Annotated in this window: 15 protein-coding genes; 8 read left to right on the top strand and 7 right to left on the bottom strand. The window is 53.5% G+C overall.

Features of this window, described 5'->3' with window-relative positions; all coding sequences use genetic code 11:
* Positions 1-69 precede the first annotated feature (69 nt).
* Together hemH and ACWB12_RS11795 are read right to left on the bottom strand one after the other, a co-directional pair.
* Entirely contained in the window at positions 70-1,089 is a 1,020-nt protein-coding gene (gene hemH, locus ACWB12_RS11800) for a ferrochelatase (protein WP_479530285.1), read from the bottom strand.
* A gap of 57 nt (positions 1,090-1,146) precedes the next feature.
* Positions 1,147-1,995, bottom strand: coding sequence for a methyltransferase domain-containing protein (locus tag ACWB12_RS11795; protein ID WP_479530284.1), 849 nt, complete (start codon positions 1,993-1,995; stop codon positions 1,147-1,149).
* Between the two features lie 44 nt (positions 1,996-2,039).
* Between ACWB12_RS11795 and ACWB12_RS11790 the strand changes: the two genes are divergently transcribed.
* From ACWB12_RS11790 to ACWB12_RS11775, 4 genes are read left to right on the top strand one after another with little or no spacing between them, the layout of a single operon-like run.
* On the top strand, positions 2,040-2,756 hold the full coding sequence (locus ACWB12_RS11790; protein ID WP_479530283.1) for a double zinc ribbon domain-containing protein: 717 nt from the start codon (positions 2,040-2,042) through the stop codon (positions 2,754-2,756).
* Between the two features lie 36 nt (positions 2,757-2,792).
* The gene (gene grxC, locus ACWB12_RS11785) at positions 2,793-3,050 is read left to right on the top strand and encodes a glutaredoxin 3 (RefSeq protein ID WP_479530282.1); all 258 of its coding nucleotides are present in this window, start codon (positions 2,793-2,795) and stop codon (positions 3,048-3,050) included.
* Between the two features lie 3 nt (positions 3,051-3,053).
* Positions 3,054-3,887, top strand: coding sequence for a carbon-nitrogen hydrolase family protein (locus ACWB12_RS11780; protein WP_479530281.1), 834 nt, complete (start codon positions 3,054-3,056; stop codon positions 3,885-3,887).
* Positions 3,884-4,327 (top strand): MarR family winged helix-turn-helix transcriptional regulator, encoded by a 444-nt coding sequence (locus ACWB12_RS11775; RefSeq protein WP_479530280.1) that lies wholly within the window; start codon positions 3,884-3,886, stop codon positions 4,325-4,327. The genes ACWB12_RS11780 and ACWB12_RS11775 overlap by 4 nt, the downstream gene beginning before the upstream one ends.
* On the opposite strand, the gene ubiG is transcribed toward ACWB12_RS11775, so the two are convergent.
* Positions 4,324-5,067: a bifunctional 2-polyprenyl-6-hydroxyphenol methylase/3-demethylubiquinol 3-O-methyltransferase UbiG gene (gene ubiG / locus ACWB12_RS11770; RefSeq protein WP_479530279.1), complete on the bottom strand. Its 744-nt coding sequence runs from the start codon at positions 5,065-5,067 to the stop codon at positions 4,324-4,326. The genes ACWB12_RS11775 and ubiG overlap by 4 nt on opposite strands.
* Before the next feature lie 53 nt (positions 5,068-5,120).
* Here ubiG and pip point away from each other — a divergent pair, with 53 nt between their 5' ends.
* Positions 5,121-6,113 carry a prolyl aminopeptidase gene (pip, locus tag ACWB12_RS11765; protein WP_479530278.1) on the top strand — a complete coding sequence of 331 codons (993 nt, stop codon included), beginning with the start codon at positions 5,121-5,123 and terminating at the stop codon, positions 6,111-6,113.
* 9 nt (positions 6,114-6,122) lie between these two features.
* On the opposite strand, the gene ACWB12_RS11760 is transcribed toward pip, so the two are convergent.
* The 3 genes from ACWB12_RS11760 to ACWB12_RS11750 all read right to left on the bottom strand — a co-directional run bounded on the left by ACWB12_RS11760 (position 6,123) and on the right by ACWB12_RS11750 (position 9,342).
* Positions 6,123-6,887 (bottom strand): ATP-binding cassette domain-containing protein, encoded by a 765-nt coding sequence (locus ACWB12_RS11760; protein ID WP_479530277.1) that lies wholly within the window; start codon positions 6,885-6,887, stop codon positions 6,123-6,125.
* A gap of 15 nt (positions 6,888-6,902) precedes the next feature.
* Positions 6,903-8,222, bottom strand: coding sequence for a sugar ABC transporter permease (locus tag ACWB12_RS11755; RefSeq protein ID WP_479530276.1), 1,320 nt, complete (start codon positions 8,220-8,222; stop codon positions 6,903-6,905).
* 91 nt (positions 8,223-8,313) lie between these two features.
* Positions 8,314-9,342, bottom strand: coding sequence for a substrate-binding domain-containing protein (locus ACWB12_RS11750; protein ID WP_479530275.1), 1,029 nt, complete (start codon positions 9,340-9,342; stop codon positions 8,314-8,316).
* A gap of 138 nt (positions 9,343-9,480) precedes the next feature.
* Between ACWB12_RS11750 and ACWB12_RS11745 the strand changes: the two genes are divergently transcribed.
* Positions 9,481-10,689 carry an ROK family transcriptional regulator gene (locus ACWB12_RS11745; protein ID WP_479530274.1) on the top strand — a complete coding sequence of 403 codons (1,209 nt, stop codon included), beginning with the start codon at positions 9,481-9,483 and terminating at the stop codon, positions 10,687-10,689.
* Between the two features lie 6 nt (positions 10,690-10,695).
* Positions 10,696-12,252 carry a CRTAC1 family protein gene (locus tag ACWB12_RS11740; RefSeq protein ID WP_479530273.1) on the top strand — a complete coding sequence of 519 codons (1,557 nt, stop codon included), beginning with the start codon at positions 10,696-10,698 and terminating at the stop codon, positions 12,250-12,252.
* On the opposite strand, the gene ACWB12_RS11735 is transcribed toward ACWB12_RS11740, so the two are convergent.
* Positions 12,249-13,556: a cytochrome-c peroxidase gene (locus ACWB12_RS11735; protein WP_479530272.1), complete on the bottom strand. Its 1,308-nt coding sequence runs from the start codon at positions 13,554-13,556 to the stop codon at positions 12,249-12,251. The two genes, ACWB12_RS11740 and ACWB12_RS11735, sit on opposite strands and share 4 nt — an antisense overlap.
* Before the next feature lie 52 nt (positions 13,557-13,608).
* Here ACWB12_RS11735 and xylB point away from each other — a divergent pair, with 52 nt between their 5' ends.
* Positions 13,609-15,054 carry a xylulokinase gene (gene xylB, locus ACWB12_RS11730; RefSeq protein ID WP_479530271.1) on the top strand — a complete coding sequence of 482 codons (1,446 nt, stop codon included), beginning with the start codon at positions 13,609-13,611 and terminating at the stop codon, positions 15,052-15,054.
* Position 15,055: the final 1 nt, after the last annotated feature.

Genomic DNA, 15,055 nt, shown 5'->3' with positions numbered 1-15,055 from the left:
TAGTTCGCCAACATAGTTTATAAAAAAAGGCGGTGATTTTCACCGCCTTTTTTTTGGTCTGACCATATATTATTTCAACCAACCGACCAGATTATCTTCAATAACTTTGGTCAGAGCCACGATATGTGCGCTGCTGTCATTCAGGCAGGGAATATAAGTGAAACTTTCACCTCCCGCCGTTTCAAAACTTTCAAAAATTTCCTCGTTAATTTCCTCAAGCGTTTCGATGCAATCGGCTGAAAATGCCGGGGCAATGACGGCAATATTCTTCTTACCATTTTTCGCCAGTCGCGCCACCTCTTCTACGGTATAGGGCTGAAGCCATTCTTCAGGCCCGAATTGCGACTGGAACGTGGTTACCAGCTGCCCGTCATCCCACCCCAGACGTTTTTGCAACAGGTGCGACGTCAGTTCGCAGTGCGCCAAATACGGGTCGCCCTCGTCGATATAGCGTTTGGGCATTCCGTGGTAGGAGACGACCAGCAGATCAGGCTGCCTATCCAGCTTCGCGTAGGCTTGCTCGACGGAGTCAGCCAAAGCATCAATATACGCAGGCTCGTTGCAATAGGCAGGCACGGTTCGGGCTGTGGGCTGCTGTTTTTCCTCGCTTAGTGCCTTGAAAAACGCGTCATTCGCCGTAGCGGTCGTGGCACCGGCGTGCTGTGGATATAAGGGGAAGAACAGGATTTTGTCGCAGCCCCCCCGCACCATTTTTTGCACTTTGGATTTCGTCGATGGATTGCCATATCGCATACTGAAATCCACCACTATTTCATCGCCATACCGCTGTGTTAGAGCCTGTTTTAGCTTTGCGGTCTGGTCCTTGGTAATCGTCATCAAAGGGCTTTCATCAGCCTCTTCGTTCCAGATAGATTTATAGGCTTTGCCAGAACTGAATGGTCGCTTGCTCAGGATGATCAGTTGCAATAGCGGCTGCCATTTCCATGACGGGTAATCAATCACCCGTTTGTCTGACAGGAATTCACTTAGATAGCGGCGCATCGACCAGTAATCATACCCATCAGGGGTGCCAAGGTTGGCAATCAATACGCCAACTTTACTAGCGGATTTTTGGTCTGGGTTTGTCATTGGTGTCTTCCTGAATTCTCTGTGCAGAGATAAGGGATAGCGGGTTTTACCACAGGGTTAAATGCGCTTCTTTGGCGCGGTATCGGGCAGAGGCTGTTCGTTGGTGTTTAATGCATCAGCCAGTCGCGTGGTGGCCGACCCGGGGCGCAGCGGTTTTGGCTGGCTTTCATCGGGTGCCCATCCGGTCAGGAATATCATCTCGAAAGTAGCCGGGATGCGCCCATCTTTGGTACTGAACGCTTTGGCATAAACCGCGCCTGCTTTGGTGAATAAATGGCGTGGTGATGTGACCCTACGGCGCTGGGTCAAGGCATTGCTTTCGCCCATCGCCCGTAAATCGCGCAGCAAGCGGCCCATATCCGCATAGGTCACCGTTTTTTTCATGGTATCAGCCACTGGCATGGCAAAGCCCGCCCGCTGTAATAACGCCCCCAGATCACGGATTTCGCCCATTGGTGCTACTCGGGGCGACAGGCCATCGGTTATCGCCACTTCCGCTTCGGCCAATGCCACCCGTAATTCGGTCAATGTTTCTCCGCCAAAGCACGCGCCGAGAAACAGCCCATCCGGCTTTAATGCCTGTCGACATTGAATCAGCTGCCCCACAGGATCATTCGCCCAATGGAGTGACATTGAGTGGATTACCAGATCATATGATTCGGGTTTAAGCGCTAAAACCTCGTCATCTGCCACAATCTTGGCTTTTGGCAGCAAATTTTGCCAAATTTTCGGGAAAGGCGTTACAATTGCGACGGATGTAAATGGTCTGTTAACCTCGTTCAGTCTTTCATTGATCTCAAGCACTGCTTCTTCTTGCAAGAACATCGCGGGATCGCTGGACCGCAGCGCACGGGCACGAAAACGTTCTAGTGCTGGGCGATCGGTTAACAGGGGGTGCTTTTGCATCTGCGATCCTTTGGCTGCGGGCAATCTAAAAGGAACGACACAAAATGCAATCACCACTTCACCTGATTTACCCGTCGCAGTGCATGTCATGCCGTGATTTGGTTGAAGGTGACAATGCACTTTGTGGTAAATGCTGGCGTGACACGCCGTTCATAGCAGGGCTGGCTTGCGATAAATGCGGCACGCCGTTGCTGGGTGATGACGCTGGCGAAAGCATTCTTTGTGATGATTGCATGACCATTGCGCGGCCCTGGGCCAAGGGGCGAGCGGCGCTGCTTTATAAGGATAATGGTCGTAAATTGGTGCTGGCGCTAAAACATGGTGACCGGCTTGACATTGCCATACCTGCTGGCCAATGGATGGCACAGGTTGCCACCCCGCTTGTTGGATCAAATATGTTGATCGCGCCCGTCCCGTTACACTGGATGCGATTGCTGAAACGGCGGTATAACCAATCGGCTTTGCTTGCCAAAAACCTGGCCAAGGCGCTGGATCAATCCTACTGCCCTGATCTGCTGGTTCGTAGCAAACGCACGCGGTCACTTGATGGTCTGGGCCGTGATGCGCGGTTTCAGATGTTGGCGGATAGCATTTCTGCCAATCCGAAACGCCGCCACCGTCTGATTGGCCGCCCGATCCTGCTGGTTGATGATGTGATGACATCCGGCGCAACCCTTGCTGCCTGTGCCGAGGCATGTCTGGCTGCAGGTGCCAAAGATGTTTTCACCGTGACGCTGGCGCGCGTTGCGAAGGATGCATAAATCCCTATAGTCCGGCGAAACAATAGGGATTTGGAAATGCAAACAGTTGAAATTTACACCTCGCCCTTTTGCGGGTTTTGCGTGGCGGCCAAACGGTTGCTGAAAAGCAAAGGCGTGGAGTTCACCGAATATAACGTCGCAATGAACGCTACCAAGCGTCAAGAAATGATGAGCCGCGCAAACGGCGGCCATACCGTGCCGCAAATATTTATCGGCGACAATCATGTTGGTGGTTGTGATGAACTGCACGCGCTGGAACGTGCGGGCAACCTTGATACAATGCGGGCGGGATAGGAAATGAAAGCGGCTCTAATCCAGCTAAATTCATCTGATCAGCCTGAGGACAACATTCTGCAGATTGTTGAGTATATGCGACAAGCTGCTGGTTTTGGCGCTGGATTTCTGCTGACGCCAGAAGTGACAAATTGCGTTTCTGACAGCCGCGTTCATCAGCAATCGGTGCTGTGCCGTGAGGATGATGACCCAACCCTTGCCACCCTACAGGCCGAGGCAAAGGCGCTGGGCGTCTGGTTGCTGATCGGCTCGCTAGCATTGAAAACCAATGATGCGGATGGACGATTCGCCAATCGATCGTTCATGATATCGCCTAAGGGCGCGATTGTGGCCCGATATGATAAAATCCACATGTTTGATGTCGAGATCAGCAAAACCGAAACCTACCGTGAATCTGCAGGCTATCGGCCGGGGAAACAGGCGGTGATTGCCGATACTGCTTTTGCCAAAGTGGGTATGACCATTTGTTATGACGTCCGGTTTCCGTACCTGCACCGCACGTTAGCCCAACATGGTGCGCAAATCCTGACCGGACCTGCGGCCTTTTCCCCCGTTTCGGGGGCTGCCCATTGGGAAACGCTGCTTCGGGCGCGGGCGATTGAAACTGGGTGCTATGTTTTTGCCCCCGCCCAATGCGGGCCACATTCTGCCACCACGGGGCGGTCACGCGACACATACGGCCATTCCCTAGCGGTGTCGCCTTGGGGCGAAGTTTTGGCGGATGGCGGCACAAAGTCGGGCCTAACGTTGGTTGATTTCGATTTATCAGAGGTTGGCGCGGCGCGGCGCAAAATCCCGTCCTTGTCTCATGACCGCAATTATGGTGCGCCGGAATGAGTGATGCGAATGACCCCCTTGCTGTAGCATTGTTCAGTGAAATTTTCATGGCAGATCAGCTGGCGCGCAATCGGCTATCCAAAGCCTTGCCAAAAGGGATGGAGCTGTCACATTTTTCGGTATTAAACCACTTGGCGACGGCAAATACAGAACGATCCCCGGCCCAACTTGCCAAAGCGTTTCACGTCACACGCGGGGCGATGACCAATACATTGAACAAACTGGAGTGGGCAGGTCATGTCCACATCCGCCCCGATTGGGATGATGCGCGGCGCAAGCATGTTACAATCAGCCCATCAGGGCGCGTGGCACGCGAAGCGGCATTGAATGCGATAACCCCAATCATCGCAAAAGTGGTTGAAAAAATCGGCCCGGAAAAGGTGCGTAGTGCTTTGCCGGTTTTGCGTGAATTACGCGAACAAATGGATGAAAATGACTAGCGCTTGACGCTTGACGTCACATAGTTCACCGACAAATCCCGATCCGATAATGACCATGACCATGCAATCGGGTTAAACACGAATCCACTGCGATTAACAGGCTCTAATCCGGCGGTTTTGATCAAATCATACAGTTCATCCGGCGTGATAAACTTGCGCCATTCATGCGTTCCTTTGGGCAGCCAACGCATAATATGTTCGGCGCCGATAATGGCCACAGCATAACTTTTAGGATTGCGGTTCAGGGTTGAGCAGATCATCAAACCACCTGATTTCAGCAATTGCTGGCAGGCCGTTAGATAGGCCAGCGGGTCAGAGACATGCTCGACCACTTCCATGTTCAAAACCACGTCAAACTGCTCGCCCGCCTCGGCCAGCGCTTCGGCTGTGGTGTGCCGGTAATCAATTTCCAGTCCCTGCTGGTCCGCATGAACCTGCGCCACAGGAATGTTTCCCTCGGCAGCATCCGCCCCCACCACAGTTGCACCCAGCCGCGCCATTGGTTCCGACAACAGACCACCGCCACAGCCAATATCCAGCAGGCGAAGCCCATCAAACGGCATTGTAGCGGTTAAATCCCGATCAAACTGCACCGCAATCCGCTGCGTGATATAATCCAGCCGACACGGGTTCAGCATGTGTAGCGGCTTGAATTTACCATTCACATCCCACCATTCCGCCGCCATCGCCTCGAATTTGGCAACTTCGGCGGGATCAACTGTTGTTTTCGCGGCTTGCATTCTGAACTCCATATGCTCTTTTGGTGCGGCTCATGTCACTATATAGGACACTCATGGATAAGAACGCAGGTCAAAAAAGCGCATCCCAGTATCTTTTTGCGCAAACAGCACCGTTTAATACGCGGATGCTGGACGTTGGCGATGGACATACCATCTATGTCGAGCAATGCGGCAACCCTGATGGGGTGCCCGTTGTGGTGCTGCATGGTGGCCCCGGCGGCGGGTGTAGTCCCGCGATGCGCCGTTATTTTGATCCGGCTGTCTATCGTATTATCCTGTTTGATCAGCGCGGGTGCGGGCGCTCCAAGCCACACGCGTCGATCGAGGCGAATACAACATGGCATCTGGTTGCCGATATCGAGCGGATCCGCGCAGCGCTTGATATTGATCGCTGGATTGTTTTTGGCGGTAGCTGGGGTGCGACGCTGTCGCTAACTTATGCTCTAACCCACCCTGATCGTGCCGCATATCTGGTTTTGCGCGGTGTGTTCCTGATGACACAAGACGAGCTGGATTGGTTCTATGGTGGCGGTGCCGGTAAATTCTGGCCCGACCTGTGGGAAGGTTTTTCCAATATGGTTCCGATAGATGAGCGCGACGATTTGATTGCCGCCTACCATACGCGGCTGTTTTGCGGTGATCGTGATACCGAAGTGCGGTTTGCCCGCGCGTGGTCCGCATGGGAGAATGCGCTGGCCTCGATCCATACTATCGGGGCTGTGGGCCAAACCCCTGCCGATTATGCGCTGGCCTTTGCGCGGCTTGAAAACCACTATTTCGCCAATGCAGGGTTTTTGGAACATGACGGCTGGATATTGAAAAATCTGCCCAGTATTGCCCACATCCCCGCCACGATCATTCAGGGGCGTTATGATATGATTTGCCCGCCGACCTCGGCCTGGAAAGTGGCAAAAGCGATGCCAAAAGCCGAGTTGAAACTGGTGCCGATGTCAGGGCACGCGCTGTCCGAACCTGAAATTACCGCTGCTTTGGTGCATGTCATGAATAAACTGCGGCGCAAGCGGAATATTTTGGGCGAATTGTGAAGGCTGCCTTCAGGTATGCTCTGAATTCTTTTGCGGCTGCTTCCCTAGAATAATCATCGCAAGGATTTCATCGTCGGTCACATCCTCTACGTTTTCAGTGCCAACCAGTTTGCCGTTTTTCATCACACTAACACGGTCACACAATCCCATAACATCGTGGATGTCGTGACTGATCAGAAATATCCCGATGCCTTCGGCCTTTAGCTGTTGAATCAATTCATTGACCATTTCGGTTTCTTGCGGGCCAAGCGCGGCGGTGGGTTCGTCCATAATCAGGATGCGGGCGTTAAAATAGACCGCGCGGGTGATGGCTACCGATTGACGTTGCCCGCCAGATAATGCGCTGACGGGGGATGAGAATTTTTCAAAATTGGGGTTCAGGCGCGCCATGATTTTGCGAGTTTCGGCCTCCATTGCATCATCATCGACAAAGCCAAATTTATTAACCAATTCGCGGCCTAGAAACAGGTTCGAGGCAGCATCAAGATTATCAGCCAGCGCGAGCGTTTGGTAAATCGTTTCGATGTTATATTTACGGGCATCGCGCGGGTTGTTAATATTGGCACGCTTTCCCTCCACATAAATCTCGCCCGCGTCGGCCTTGTATGCCCCTGACAGAACCTTGATCAGGGTGGATTTTCCGGCACCGTTATGGCCCAGCAATCCGACAACCTCGCCGGGGAATAAATCAATGGTCACATCATCGACGGCCTTGACGCCGCCAAAGGCCAACTCGATGTTTCTCATCTCGACCAGTGGGGTTTGTGTTTTCATATTCCGGTCCTCCCCTTATGTGCTGCTGCGACGGCGATAAATAATATCAACCCATACCGCCGACACCAGAACGGCCCCCACAACCATCTGCTGGATTGCAGCGTCAAACCCGATCAGGACCATGCCGGTTTGTAAGGATTGCAAAACCAGTGCGCCAATGATCGCGCCGTAAATCGTGCCGATCCCGCCGGAAAATGACGCGCCGCCTATCACCACGGCCGCGATGACATACAGTTCGTCCAGTGTGCCAAGGCTGTTGGTGGCAGACCCCAGTCGTGCGCTGGCAATAACTGCCGCCAAACCGCAAAGCGTGCCCATTAGTGCAAAAATTTTAACCGTGACCCAGCGGGTGTTAATCCCAGCCAATTCAGCCGCCATCGGGTTTCCACCAATGGCGTAAATGTAACGGCCAAAACGCGTGCGGGTGGTCAGTACCGTCATCATCACCCCCACAGCCATCAGCATTAAAACCGGAATGGCAAAGCCGTGGCTGATGAATATTTCATTCACTGGCGTATCGATGTTATTGGCGGCTGCGTATTGTTTTACGATGCCTTTGGGCCAAGGGTAGGCATTGACCAACAGCACAAAGCCCAGAATAAAACCGCATCCGATAGCGCCCAGAAATGCCTCGGCCCAGATCGGGCGCAGCGGGAATTCAAAGCGCCTGCGTTGGCGGCGCCCCTGCCATAGCAGCGCAATGACAGCCAGACAGGCAACCAGACCCACTATCCAACTTGTTGTTGCTCCGACAGCACCATATGGCCCGCCCCCAAGCAAGGAGAAGGTCGCATCCACCGGTGAAATGGTTTCGCCCCGCGCCAGCAGGAACGAGGCACCGCGCCAGACAAACAGACCACCAAGAGTGACGATGAAAGCAGGGATGCCCAGATAGGCAATCAGGTAGCCATGAAATGCGCCGATTGTAGCCCCGATTAGTAACCCGCAAGCAGCGGCGATAACCCAGATCATCGGGTGGCCCAGCCCGATCAGGTCGGGCAATATCCAGACCTGGATAATCGCCATCGACATGGCGCAAAATCCAAGGATTGATCCAACTGATAGGTCAATATGGCGGGTGACGATCACCAGAACCATGCCTGTTGCCATCACTGCAACCGAAGCGGTTTGCACTGACAGATTCCACAGGTTGCGCGGTGTTAGAAACGCGCCGTAGCCGTTGATCAGCTGTCCGTAAACATGAAATCCGATCCAGATTAAAACCAGTGCGGCTATCATTCCCAACAGGCGTGCATCAATTTCGGTGGCACGCAAGAACCGCGTGAAAGCCCCATCAGTTTTTGATTTCGCTGTTGGTGTTACCGATTTTGTCACATCGATCTCCTGCAGGTCTGGCGATGTCGGGGTGGGTAAAATAAATCTGCGCCGTACATACACTCGGCGCAGATTGTTATCTTAAGGTAACTTATTCGCAGCCAACAACGCCGGCAACTGCACCTTCGCAAACTTTTTCTTTTGCGATGTGGCCAGCGTCAATCACGACATTGAGATTGGCGGCGCTGATTGGTGTTGGCGCAAGGAAGATCGCGTTCATCTCGACGCCATTTGCCCCGCCAGCCCATGTCACAGCACCTTCAATACCGCCCATATCGGCCCCACCGGCCAGTGCTGATGCAATGTTGCCGGCGGCCGCACCCAATACGCGGGCATCTTTCCAAACCGATGTGTTTTGGGTGCCGCGCGCAACGCGGTTCAGTGCTGCGTGGTCACCGTCTTGGCCGGAAACAGGGATGTTCAGACCTTGGGCCGCTAGTGCAGCAATTGCGCCACCTGCCATACCGTCATTTTCTGACATCACTGCATCGACCTTATTATCGTTGGCCGTCAGGATCTGTTCCATGTTCTTTTGCGCATTGTCTGGCTTCCAGCCATCGGTGAATGCTTCACCAACAATTTTGATGTCGCCCGAATCAACGGATGCGCCGATCACTTCCATCATGCCTTCCAGCAGGAATGCCGCGTTCGGGTCACCCTTGTCGCCCTTGATGATGGCGTAGTTGCCTTTAGGCACAGCCGCGAGAATTGAACGTGCGATCACACGACCAACTTCTTTGTTATCAAAGGTCAGGTAGAAGGCGCGTTTGTCTTCGATCAGGCGATCATAGCCGATCACAGGGATGCCTTCGGCCGCGGCCGCATCTACAGCGGCCCCAACTGAACCTGAGTCAACAGACAGGATCACTAACGCATCAGCGCCTTGGGCGATCAGGCTTTCAACATCTGTCAGCTGCTTGGCAGCGGATGATTGTGCGTCGGCAGAAATATAGGTGTCGCCATTTGCTTCAATGGCGGCTTTCATCGCCGCTTCGTCTGTTTTCCAGCGCTCTTCCTGAAAGTTTGACCAGCTGACGCCGATGATTTGCTCCGCTGCAATGGCGGATGTTGCGATACAGGTGCTGAGCAATGCGCCAGCGATAATTCCAAGTTTCTTCATGTGATCCTCCCAAGGATTTTGTATAGGCACGGGAAAGCCAACAGGATTCGCGTGTCGCTTAAAACTATGCGATATTTTAATTTAGTAATCAAATTAAATAGTGTTATGTTGGTGACTACCGATGTGCTGGAGCGAAAAATGAAGATTGATCGGGTAGATAATAATTCTGGTGGCCGCGAATCCGGCAAGAAAGCGGTGTTCACCGCTATCCGGAAAAATGCGCCTGTTGCGCGTATCGATATCGCGCAGGAAACCGGTTTAAGCCCCGCGACGGTTACCAGTATTACGGCTGAACTGATTGCAAAAGATTTGATTGAAGAAATCCCTGCAGAATATGGTCAAAACATCGCAAAGCGTGGGCGACCGCGGGTTGATCTGCAGTTGCGAAGTCAAGCCCATCTTGTGGCTGGTATGAAACTGTCGAGTAAATCAACAACGGTGGTTATTGTCGATTTTGTCGGCACTACAATCGCTGAGTTCTCAACACCAACACCGGATGCCATTCAATCCGCAGAAAAAACCTGTGCCTTTCTTCGCACGACATTATTTTTGGCGCTAAAAAATGCCGACATGTCCATTCAAGAATTGTCAGGCGTCGGGATTGGTCTGCCCGGGATTGTCGATGCACCCGCTGGAATAATTAGATGGTCGCCGACCTTCACGGCGCAGGATGTGCCACTACAAGACATGTTGCAAACCGCCATCGGGGTTCCGGTGTTCCTTGAAAACGATGCCAATCTGGTAACCTTGGCCGAGCAACGTTTCGGGCTGGGTAAGGACGCAAAAAACTTCATCGTTATCACAATTGAACAGGGTGTCGGCATGGGGATCGTGATTGACGGAAAACTGATCCGCGGTACCCGTGGTGGTGGTGGTGAATTGGGCCACACAAAGGTGCATCTGGATGGTGCGTTATGTCGCTGTGGTCAGCGGGGTTGTCTGGAGGCATATGTCGGTGACTATGCCCTGCTACGCGAAGCAAGCACAACTATGGGGCCGCTTGGTGACGCCACGACGGAACAGAAAATGCAGCATCTGTTTGATGAAGCACGAGCCGGTAACGAGCTGGCGCTATCGATATTCCGCAGGGCAGGGCGCATGTTTGCAATGGGACTGGCGAATGTGGTCAACGTGCTTGCGCCCGAGTTGATTATTCTATCGGGCGAGCGGATGAAATATGACTATCTGTATGATAAGGATGTGATCCAGGGTACGCTGAATTCGATTGTGCAAATGGGCGGCCCGCCGCCGGATGTTCGGGTGCATAAATGGGGTGACCAGATGTGGGCGATGGGGGCTGCAACTTATGCGATCGAAGGTGTCACTGACAGCGTTTTGAATGGGTAGACTGGTATGAAATCGTATCTTGCGGCCATGCTTGTTGTCTTGATCAACACGGCAAGCGCGGCGCAGCCATTGTTTGAAAACCGGACTTCCGCCCTTAGTATTGCCCATCAATATACCGGCGGCTGGGAATATTTTGTTGGTGGCGGTATGGCGACGTTTGACTGTGATGGTGACCAGTTTCCCGAACTGTATATCGCGGGCGGCCAAGGGTCTGCCGTGCTGTTGCGCAACACCACGACATCACGCGGGGCGCCTGTTTCACTAGAGCCTCAAACACCTGAACCACTGGCGCTTACTGCGGTCACCGGTGCTTATCCACTTGATGTTGATAGTGACGGCCAGCTTGATTTATTCATTATGCGTGTGGGCGAAAATAAATTGCTGCGTGGTAGGCCGGATTGTAGATTCACCGAATTTACCGAACTTGGCTTTGATGGCCAAAACCACTGGACCACGGCGTTTTCTGCTACATGGCAAACGGGCCGAACCCTGCCAACCCTGGCCATAGGGAACTATGTAAACCGTGATGATCCGGACGGACCATTTATGGCTTGTGATGATAATTTCCTGATGCAGCCCGCTGATGGCCGCTACAAAACCACACCGCTTTTGCCAGCCTATTGCCCGCTTTCAATGCTGTTCTCGGATTGGGGCCGCCAAGGTCGTGCCGATCTGCGTATCAGCAATGACCGCCACTATTATGTACGTGGCGGGTCTGAACAAATGTGGGCGATGCAGGATGCGCCCCGCCTTTATTCCGAAGCAGACGGTTGGCGTGAATACAGCCTCTGGGGGATGGGCATTGCCAGCCGCGATATTACCGGAGACGGGCGCCCCGAGGTTTTCCTAAGTTCAATGGGGGATCAGAAACTGCAGCTACCTGATTTGACCACAAACGGACCAACCTATCTGAACGCTCCCTATGCACAGGGGGCCACCGCGCAACGCCCCTACACGGGGGGTGATGGCCGTCCGTCTACCGGTTGGCAGATCGAATTTGGCGATGTTGATAATGACGGGCAGGACGATGTGTTCATCGCCAAAGGTAACGTCGAACAGATGCCGGACAGTGCCATGCGTGATCCGAATAACCTGTTGATGCAATCACCCGACGGCAGGTTTACCGAATACGGTCTAACCGCAGGTATTGCCACAATGGACCGTTCACGCGGTGCCTCGTTGGCTGACCTAAACCTTGATGGCCAGCTTGATCTGGCGGTGGTGAACCGCCGCGCTAACGTCGAAATTTACCAAAACACCACCAAAAATTCCGGCAACTGGCTGCTGCTTGATGTGCAGCAAGATGGCACAAACCCGCGTGCAATCGGTGCGTGGGTCGAGCTAGCCGACGGCACCACAACATGGTCACGCGAACTGACTGTTGGGGGAGGTCATGCCAGCGGCAATGCTTCACTCACTCACTTTGGTCTTGGTGATTCCAGTGCTCTACGCCTGCGAATCATCTGGCCTGATGGGGACACATCAGCATGGTCCGATATTTCCACCAACCAGATTCTGCGCATCACACGCAAAGACGATCAGTTAAAAGTTGACCCACTTTAATCTACTGGCAATCCGCTGGGCACACTATCGGGAACTCTAAGTCGCCCGTATAGGCTATCCTCATCTCGTAGCGAAGCCAAGAATGCCAACACCGCACCTACCTCGGCGTCACTCAACCCTACAGGAACCAACTCATTCGCAGCCGCAATCAACGCTATTTCGTCAGGGGAATCCAGTATCGTCCAATCCTGTGCCCCCGCTAACTCTGGCAGGATTACTTGGGTTCGGTCATACCACATCAACCCCGCAACGGGGTCCAGATGGTGGCGCACCACGGCTTCCAATGTCGCATAAGCCCCGTCATGGCCGTATGGGCCGGTCGCGGTGATGTTGCGCAAACTAGGTGTGCGAAAACGGTAGGCATCCGTAGCTAACCCCGTTACCCGCATCCGTCCGACATCGCGGTGATGATTTTCAAATCGTGCGGCTTTGCCCGGCCCGATTTGCGGCATGGCGATAGCGTGAAAATCGTGATCAGTCTGAAACCGCCCCGCGTGGCACGCCGAACATCCAGCTTTGCCATAAAACAAGTCGCGCCCCGTTTCTGCTGTAGTCTCCAACGGCTCGCCCGCCAAATACCGGTCAAACGCACTGTTATCTGCTCGCCATTCATAGGCAATGAAATCCGCGATCAGGTTGGATATATCGGTGAACCTGATATCACGCGGCCCGATCACCGCGTTAAACATCACCCGATATTCCGGCACATCGGCAACTCGACTGGCGATAATATCCCATGCGCCGCCCTGATGTGCCAAAAACCCCTGACGCACAGCCTGGGCTACATCGTTTTCCGAATAATGCCCTGACATTTCATCGCCTGATAGCACTGGAAACATCGCTTGTGCCGATAAAATACCGCTAAACCCTTGCACCATTTCATCGTCCAGCGGGGTGCGGATGCCTGACGGACGCGTGGCATCGACTTGCAGTCGTCCGTCATGAAACAGCGCGGTGAATTCGGAGGCACCCAGATTGAACAGTGCTGGCGCGTTACGTCCGATCCGTTGTTCCGGCATGTTTTCAGGGTCTATGCGCCGATCAGATCCAAGGCCAATACCACCTTCGCCCAAGGCCAGCGAAACCCCGTCGGATGTGCCAAACTTTGGATGGTGACACGTAGCGCAGGACGTATTTTTGTTGCCGCTTAACAAGGGGTCATAAAATAACAGCTGCCCTAGTTTAATCTGCGCATCTGACGCCTGCATAAACACTGCTGGCGCGAACTCTTGTGCTGCCATTACGCCCGACATTGCCAAACCAAACACGCCAGCCCAGATCAATTGTTGATTTAATTTTATCATCGAAATAATATGTGACACTGGAATTATAAAAACGCAAGCGGGGCAAAGCACCATGTATCTCGGCCTTGATCTGGGCACCTCCAGCCTTAAGGGGATGTTGATCGACGCCGATCAAAATACCATCGGTTCGGCTAGTGCCCCGCTAACCGTCACGCGGCCCTATGATGGTTGGAGCGAGCAGGATCCCGATAGCTGGATCGCCGCTGCCGAAGACGTGATCAGCACCCTTACCCACACCTTCCCGAGCGAAATGGCAGGTTTGCATGGCATTGGCCTATCGGGGCAAATGCATGGTGCGACACTGGTTGATAAATTGGGCCACGCCATTCGCCCATGTATCTTGTGGAATGACACACGTAGCCATGTTGAGGCCACTAAATTAGACACTAATCCAGCCTTTCGTGCTCAATCTGGTAATATTGTATTCCCCGGCTTCACCGCACCAAAGCTGCTGTGGTTGCAGCACCGTGAACCCAAAGCGTTTGCTGAAATTGACAAGGTTTTGCTGCCCAAAGACTACCTGCGCCTATGGCTGACGGGTGATGCCATTTCCGATATGTCCGACAGCGCTGGCACCAGTTGGTTGAATGTTGGTAGACGTGACTGGTCAGACGAGTTACTTGCCGCTACCGGCCTGACCCGCTCCCAGATGCCAATGCTAGCCGAGGGGAATGCCCCCGCTGGTCAACTGCGCGATTCCCTTGCGGCCCGCTGGAACCTACCCAAGAGCATCATCGTTGCGGGTGGTGCGGGTGATAACGCAGCGTCGGCCATTGGCATGGGGGTTGTTAAGGGTGATCAGGCGTTTTTATCACTTGGCACATCCGGCGTATTGTTTGCCGCCAATGATTCCTACCTGCCGAAGCCAGAAAGTGCGGTTCATACGTTTTGCCACGCCTTGCCAGACACATGGCACCAGATGGGCGTGATCCTGTCGGCCACGGATTCGTTGGAATGGTATGGTAAAATTACAGGTCGCTCCGCGCAGGAATTAACTGCCGAGCTTGGCCCTGAACTGCACACTCCAACCCGAATACAATTTCTGCCCTATCTGGGTGGCGAACGCACACCGCATAATGACGCTGCCATGCGCGGCGCTTTCCTGAACCTTTCCCACAGTGATGATCGTCCCGCCCTGACACGTGCGGTGCTGAATGGTGTCGCCTTTGCTTTTTGTGATAACCTTGCAGCGCTTCGCAGCACGGGCACCAATATTACCCGCCTGTTGGCTGTAGGTGGCGGAGCACAATCGCACTATTGGCTGGCTGCTATCGCAACCGCTATGAATCTGCCAATCGACATCCCGCAAGATGGTGATTTTGGCGCTGCCTTCGGTGCTGCCCGTTTGGGGCTGATGGCGGCAACAGGTGCCCCTGCATCTGTATGTACCTCCCCCCAAATTTCACAAAGAATAGAGCCTAACAAGGCCCAACTAAATGCATACGCCGATGCTTACCAACATTTCCGCGCGGCCTATCCAGCCTTGAAAGGATTTTAAC

The sequence above is a fragment of the Profundibacter sp. genome (assembly GCF_056498605.1).
Note: the sequence above shows the minus strand (reverse complement) of the source record. Positions and strands in the feature narration are given on the sequence as shown.

Excerpts from the sequence above, each read along its gene's own strand:
- ACWB12_RS11745 (WP_479530274.1), top strand. The coding sequence starts at position 9,481 with ATGAAGATTGATCGGGTAGATAATAATTCTGGTGGCCGCGAATCCGGC.
- ACWB12_RS11775 (WP_479530280.1), top strand. The coding sequence starts at position 3,884 with ATGAGTGATGCGAATGACCCCCTTGCTGTAGCATTGTTCAGTGAAATT.
- ACWB12_RS11740 (WP_479530273.1), top strand. The coding sequence starts at position 10,696 with ATGAAATCGTATCTTGCGGCCATGCTTGTTGTCTTGATCAACACGGCA.
- ubiG (WP_479530279.1), bottom strand. The coding sequence starts at position 5,067 with ATGCAAGCCGCGAAAACAACAGTTGATCCCGCCGAAGTTGCCAAATTC.
- ACWB12_RS11760 (WP_479530277.1), bottom strand. The coding sequence starts at position 6,887 with ATGAAAACACAAACCCCACTGGTCGAGATGAGAAACATCGAGTTGGCC.
- hemH (WP_479530285.1), bottom strand. The coding sequence starts at position 1,089 with ATGACAAACCCAGACCAAAAATCCGCTAGTAAAGTTGGCGTATTGATT.
- ACWB12_RS11795 (WP_479530284.1), bottom strand. The coding sequence starts at position 1,995 with ATGCAAAAGCACCCCCTGTTAACCGATCGCCCAGCACTAGAACGTTTT.
- ACWB12_RS11735 (WP_479530272.1), bottom strand. The coding sequence starts at position 13,556 with ATGATAAAATTAAATCAACAATTGATCTGGGCTGGCGTGTTTGGTTTG.
- ACWB12_RS11750 (WP_479530275.1), bottom strand. The coding sequence starts at position 9,342 with ATGAAGAAACTTGGAATTATCGCTGGCGCATTGCTCAGCACCTGTATC.
- ACWB12_RS11780 (WP_479530281.1), top strand. The coding sequence starts at position 3,054 with ATGAAAGCGGCTCTAATCCAGCTAAATTCATCTGATCAGCCTGAGGAC.
- grxC (WP_479530282.1), top strand. The coding sequence starts at position 2,793 with ATGCAAACAGTTGAAATTTACACCTCGCCCTTTTGCGGGTTTTGCGTG.
- pip (WP_479530278.1), top strand. The coding sequence starts at position 5,121 with ATGGATAAGAACGCAGGTCAAAAAAGCGCATCCCAGTATCTTTTTGCG.
- xylB (WP_479530271.1), top strand. The coding sequence starts at position 13,609 with ATGTATCTCGGCCTTGATCTGGGCACCTCCAGCCTTAAGGGGATGTTG.
- ACWB12_RS11790 (WP_479530283.1), top strand. The coding sequence starts at position 2,040 with ATGCAATCACCACTTCACCTGATTTACCCGTCGCAGTGCATGTCATGC.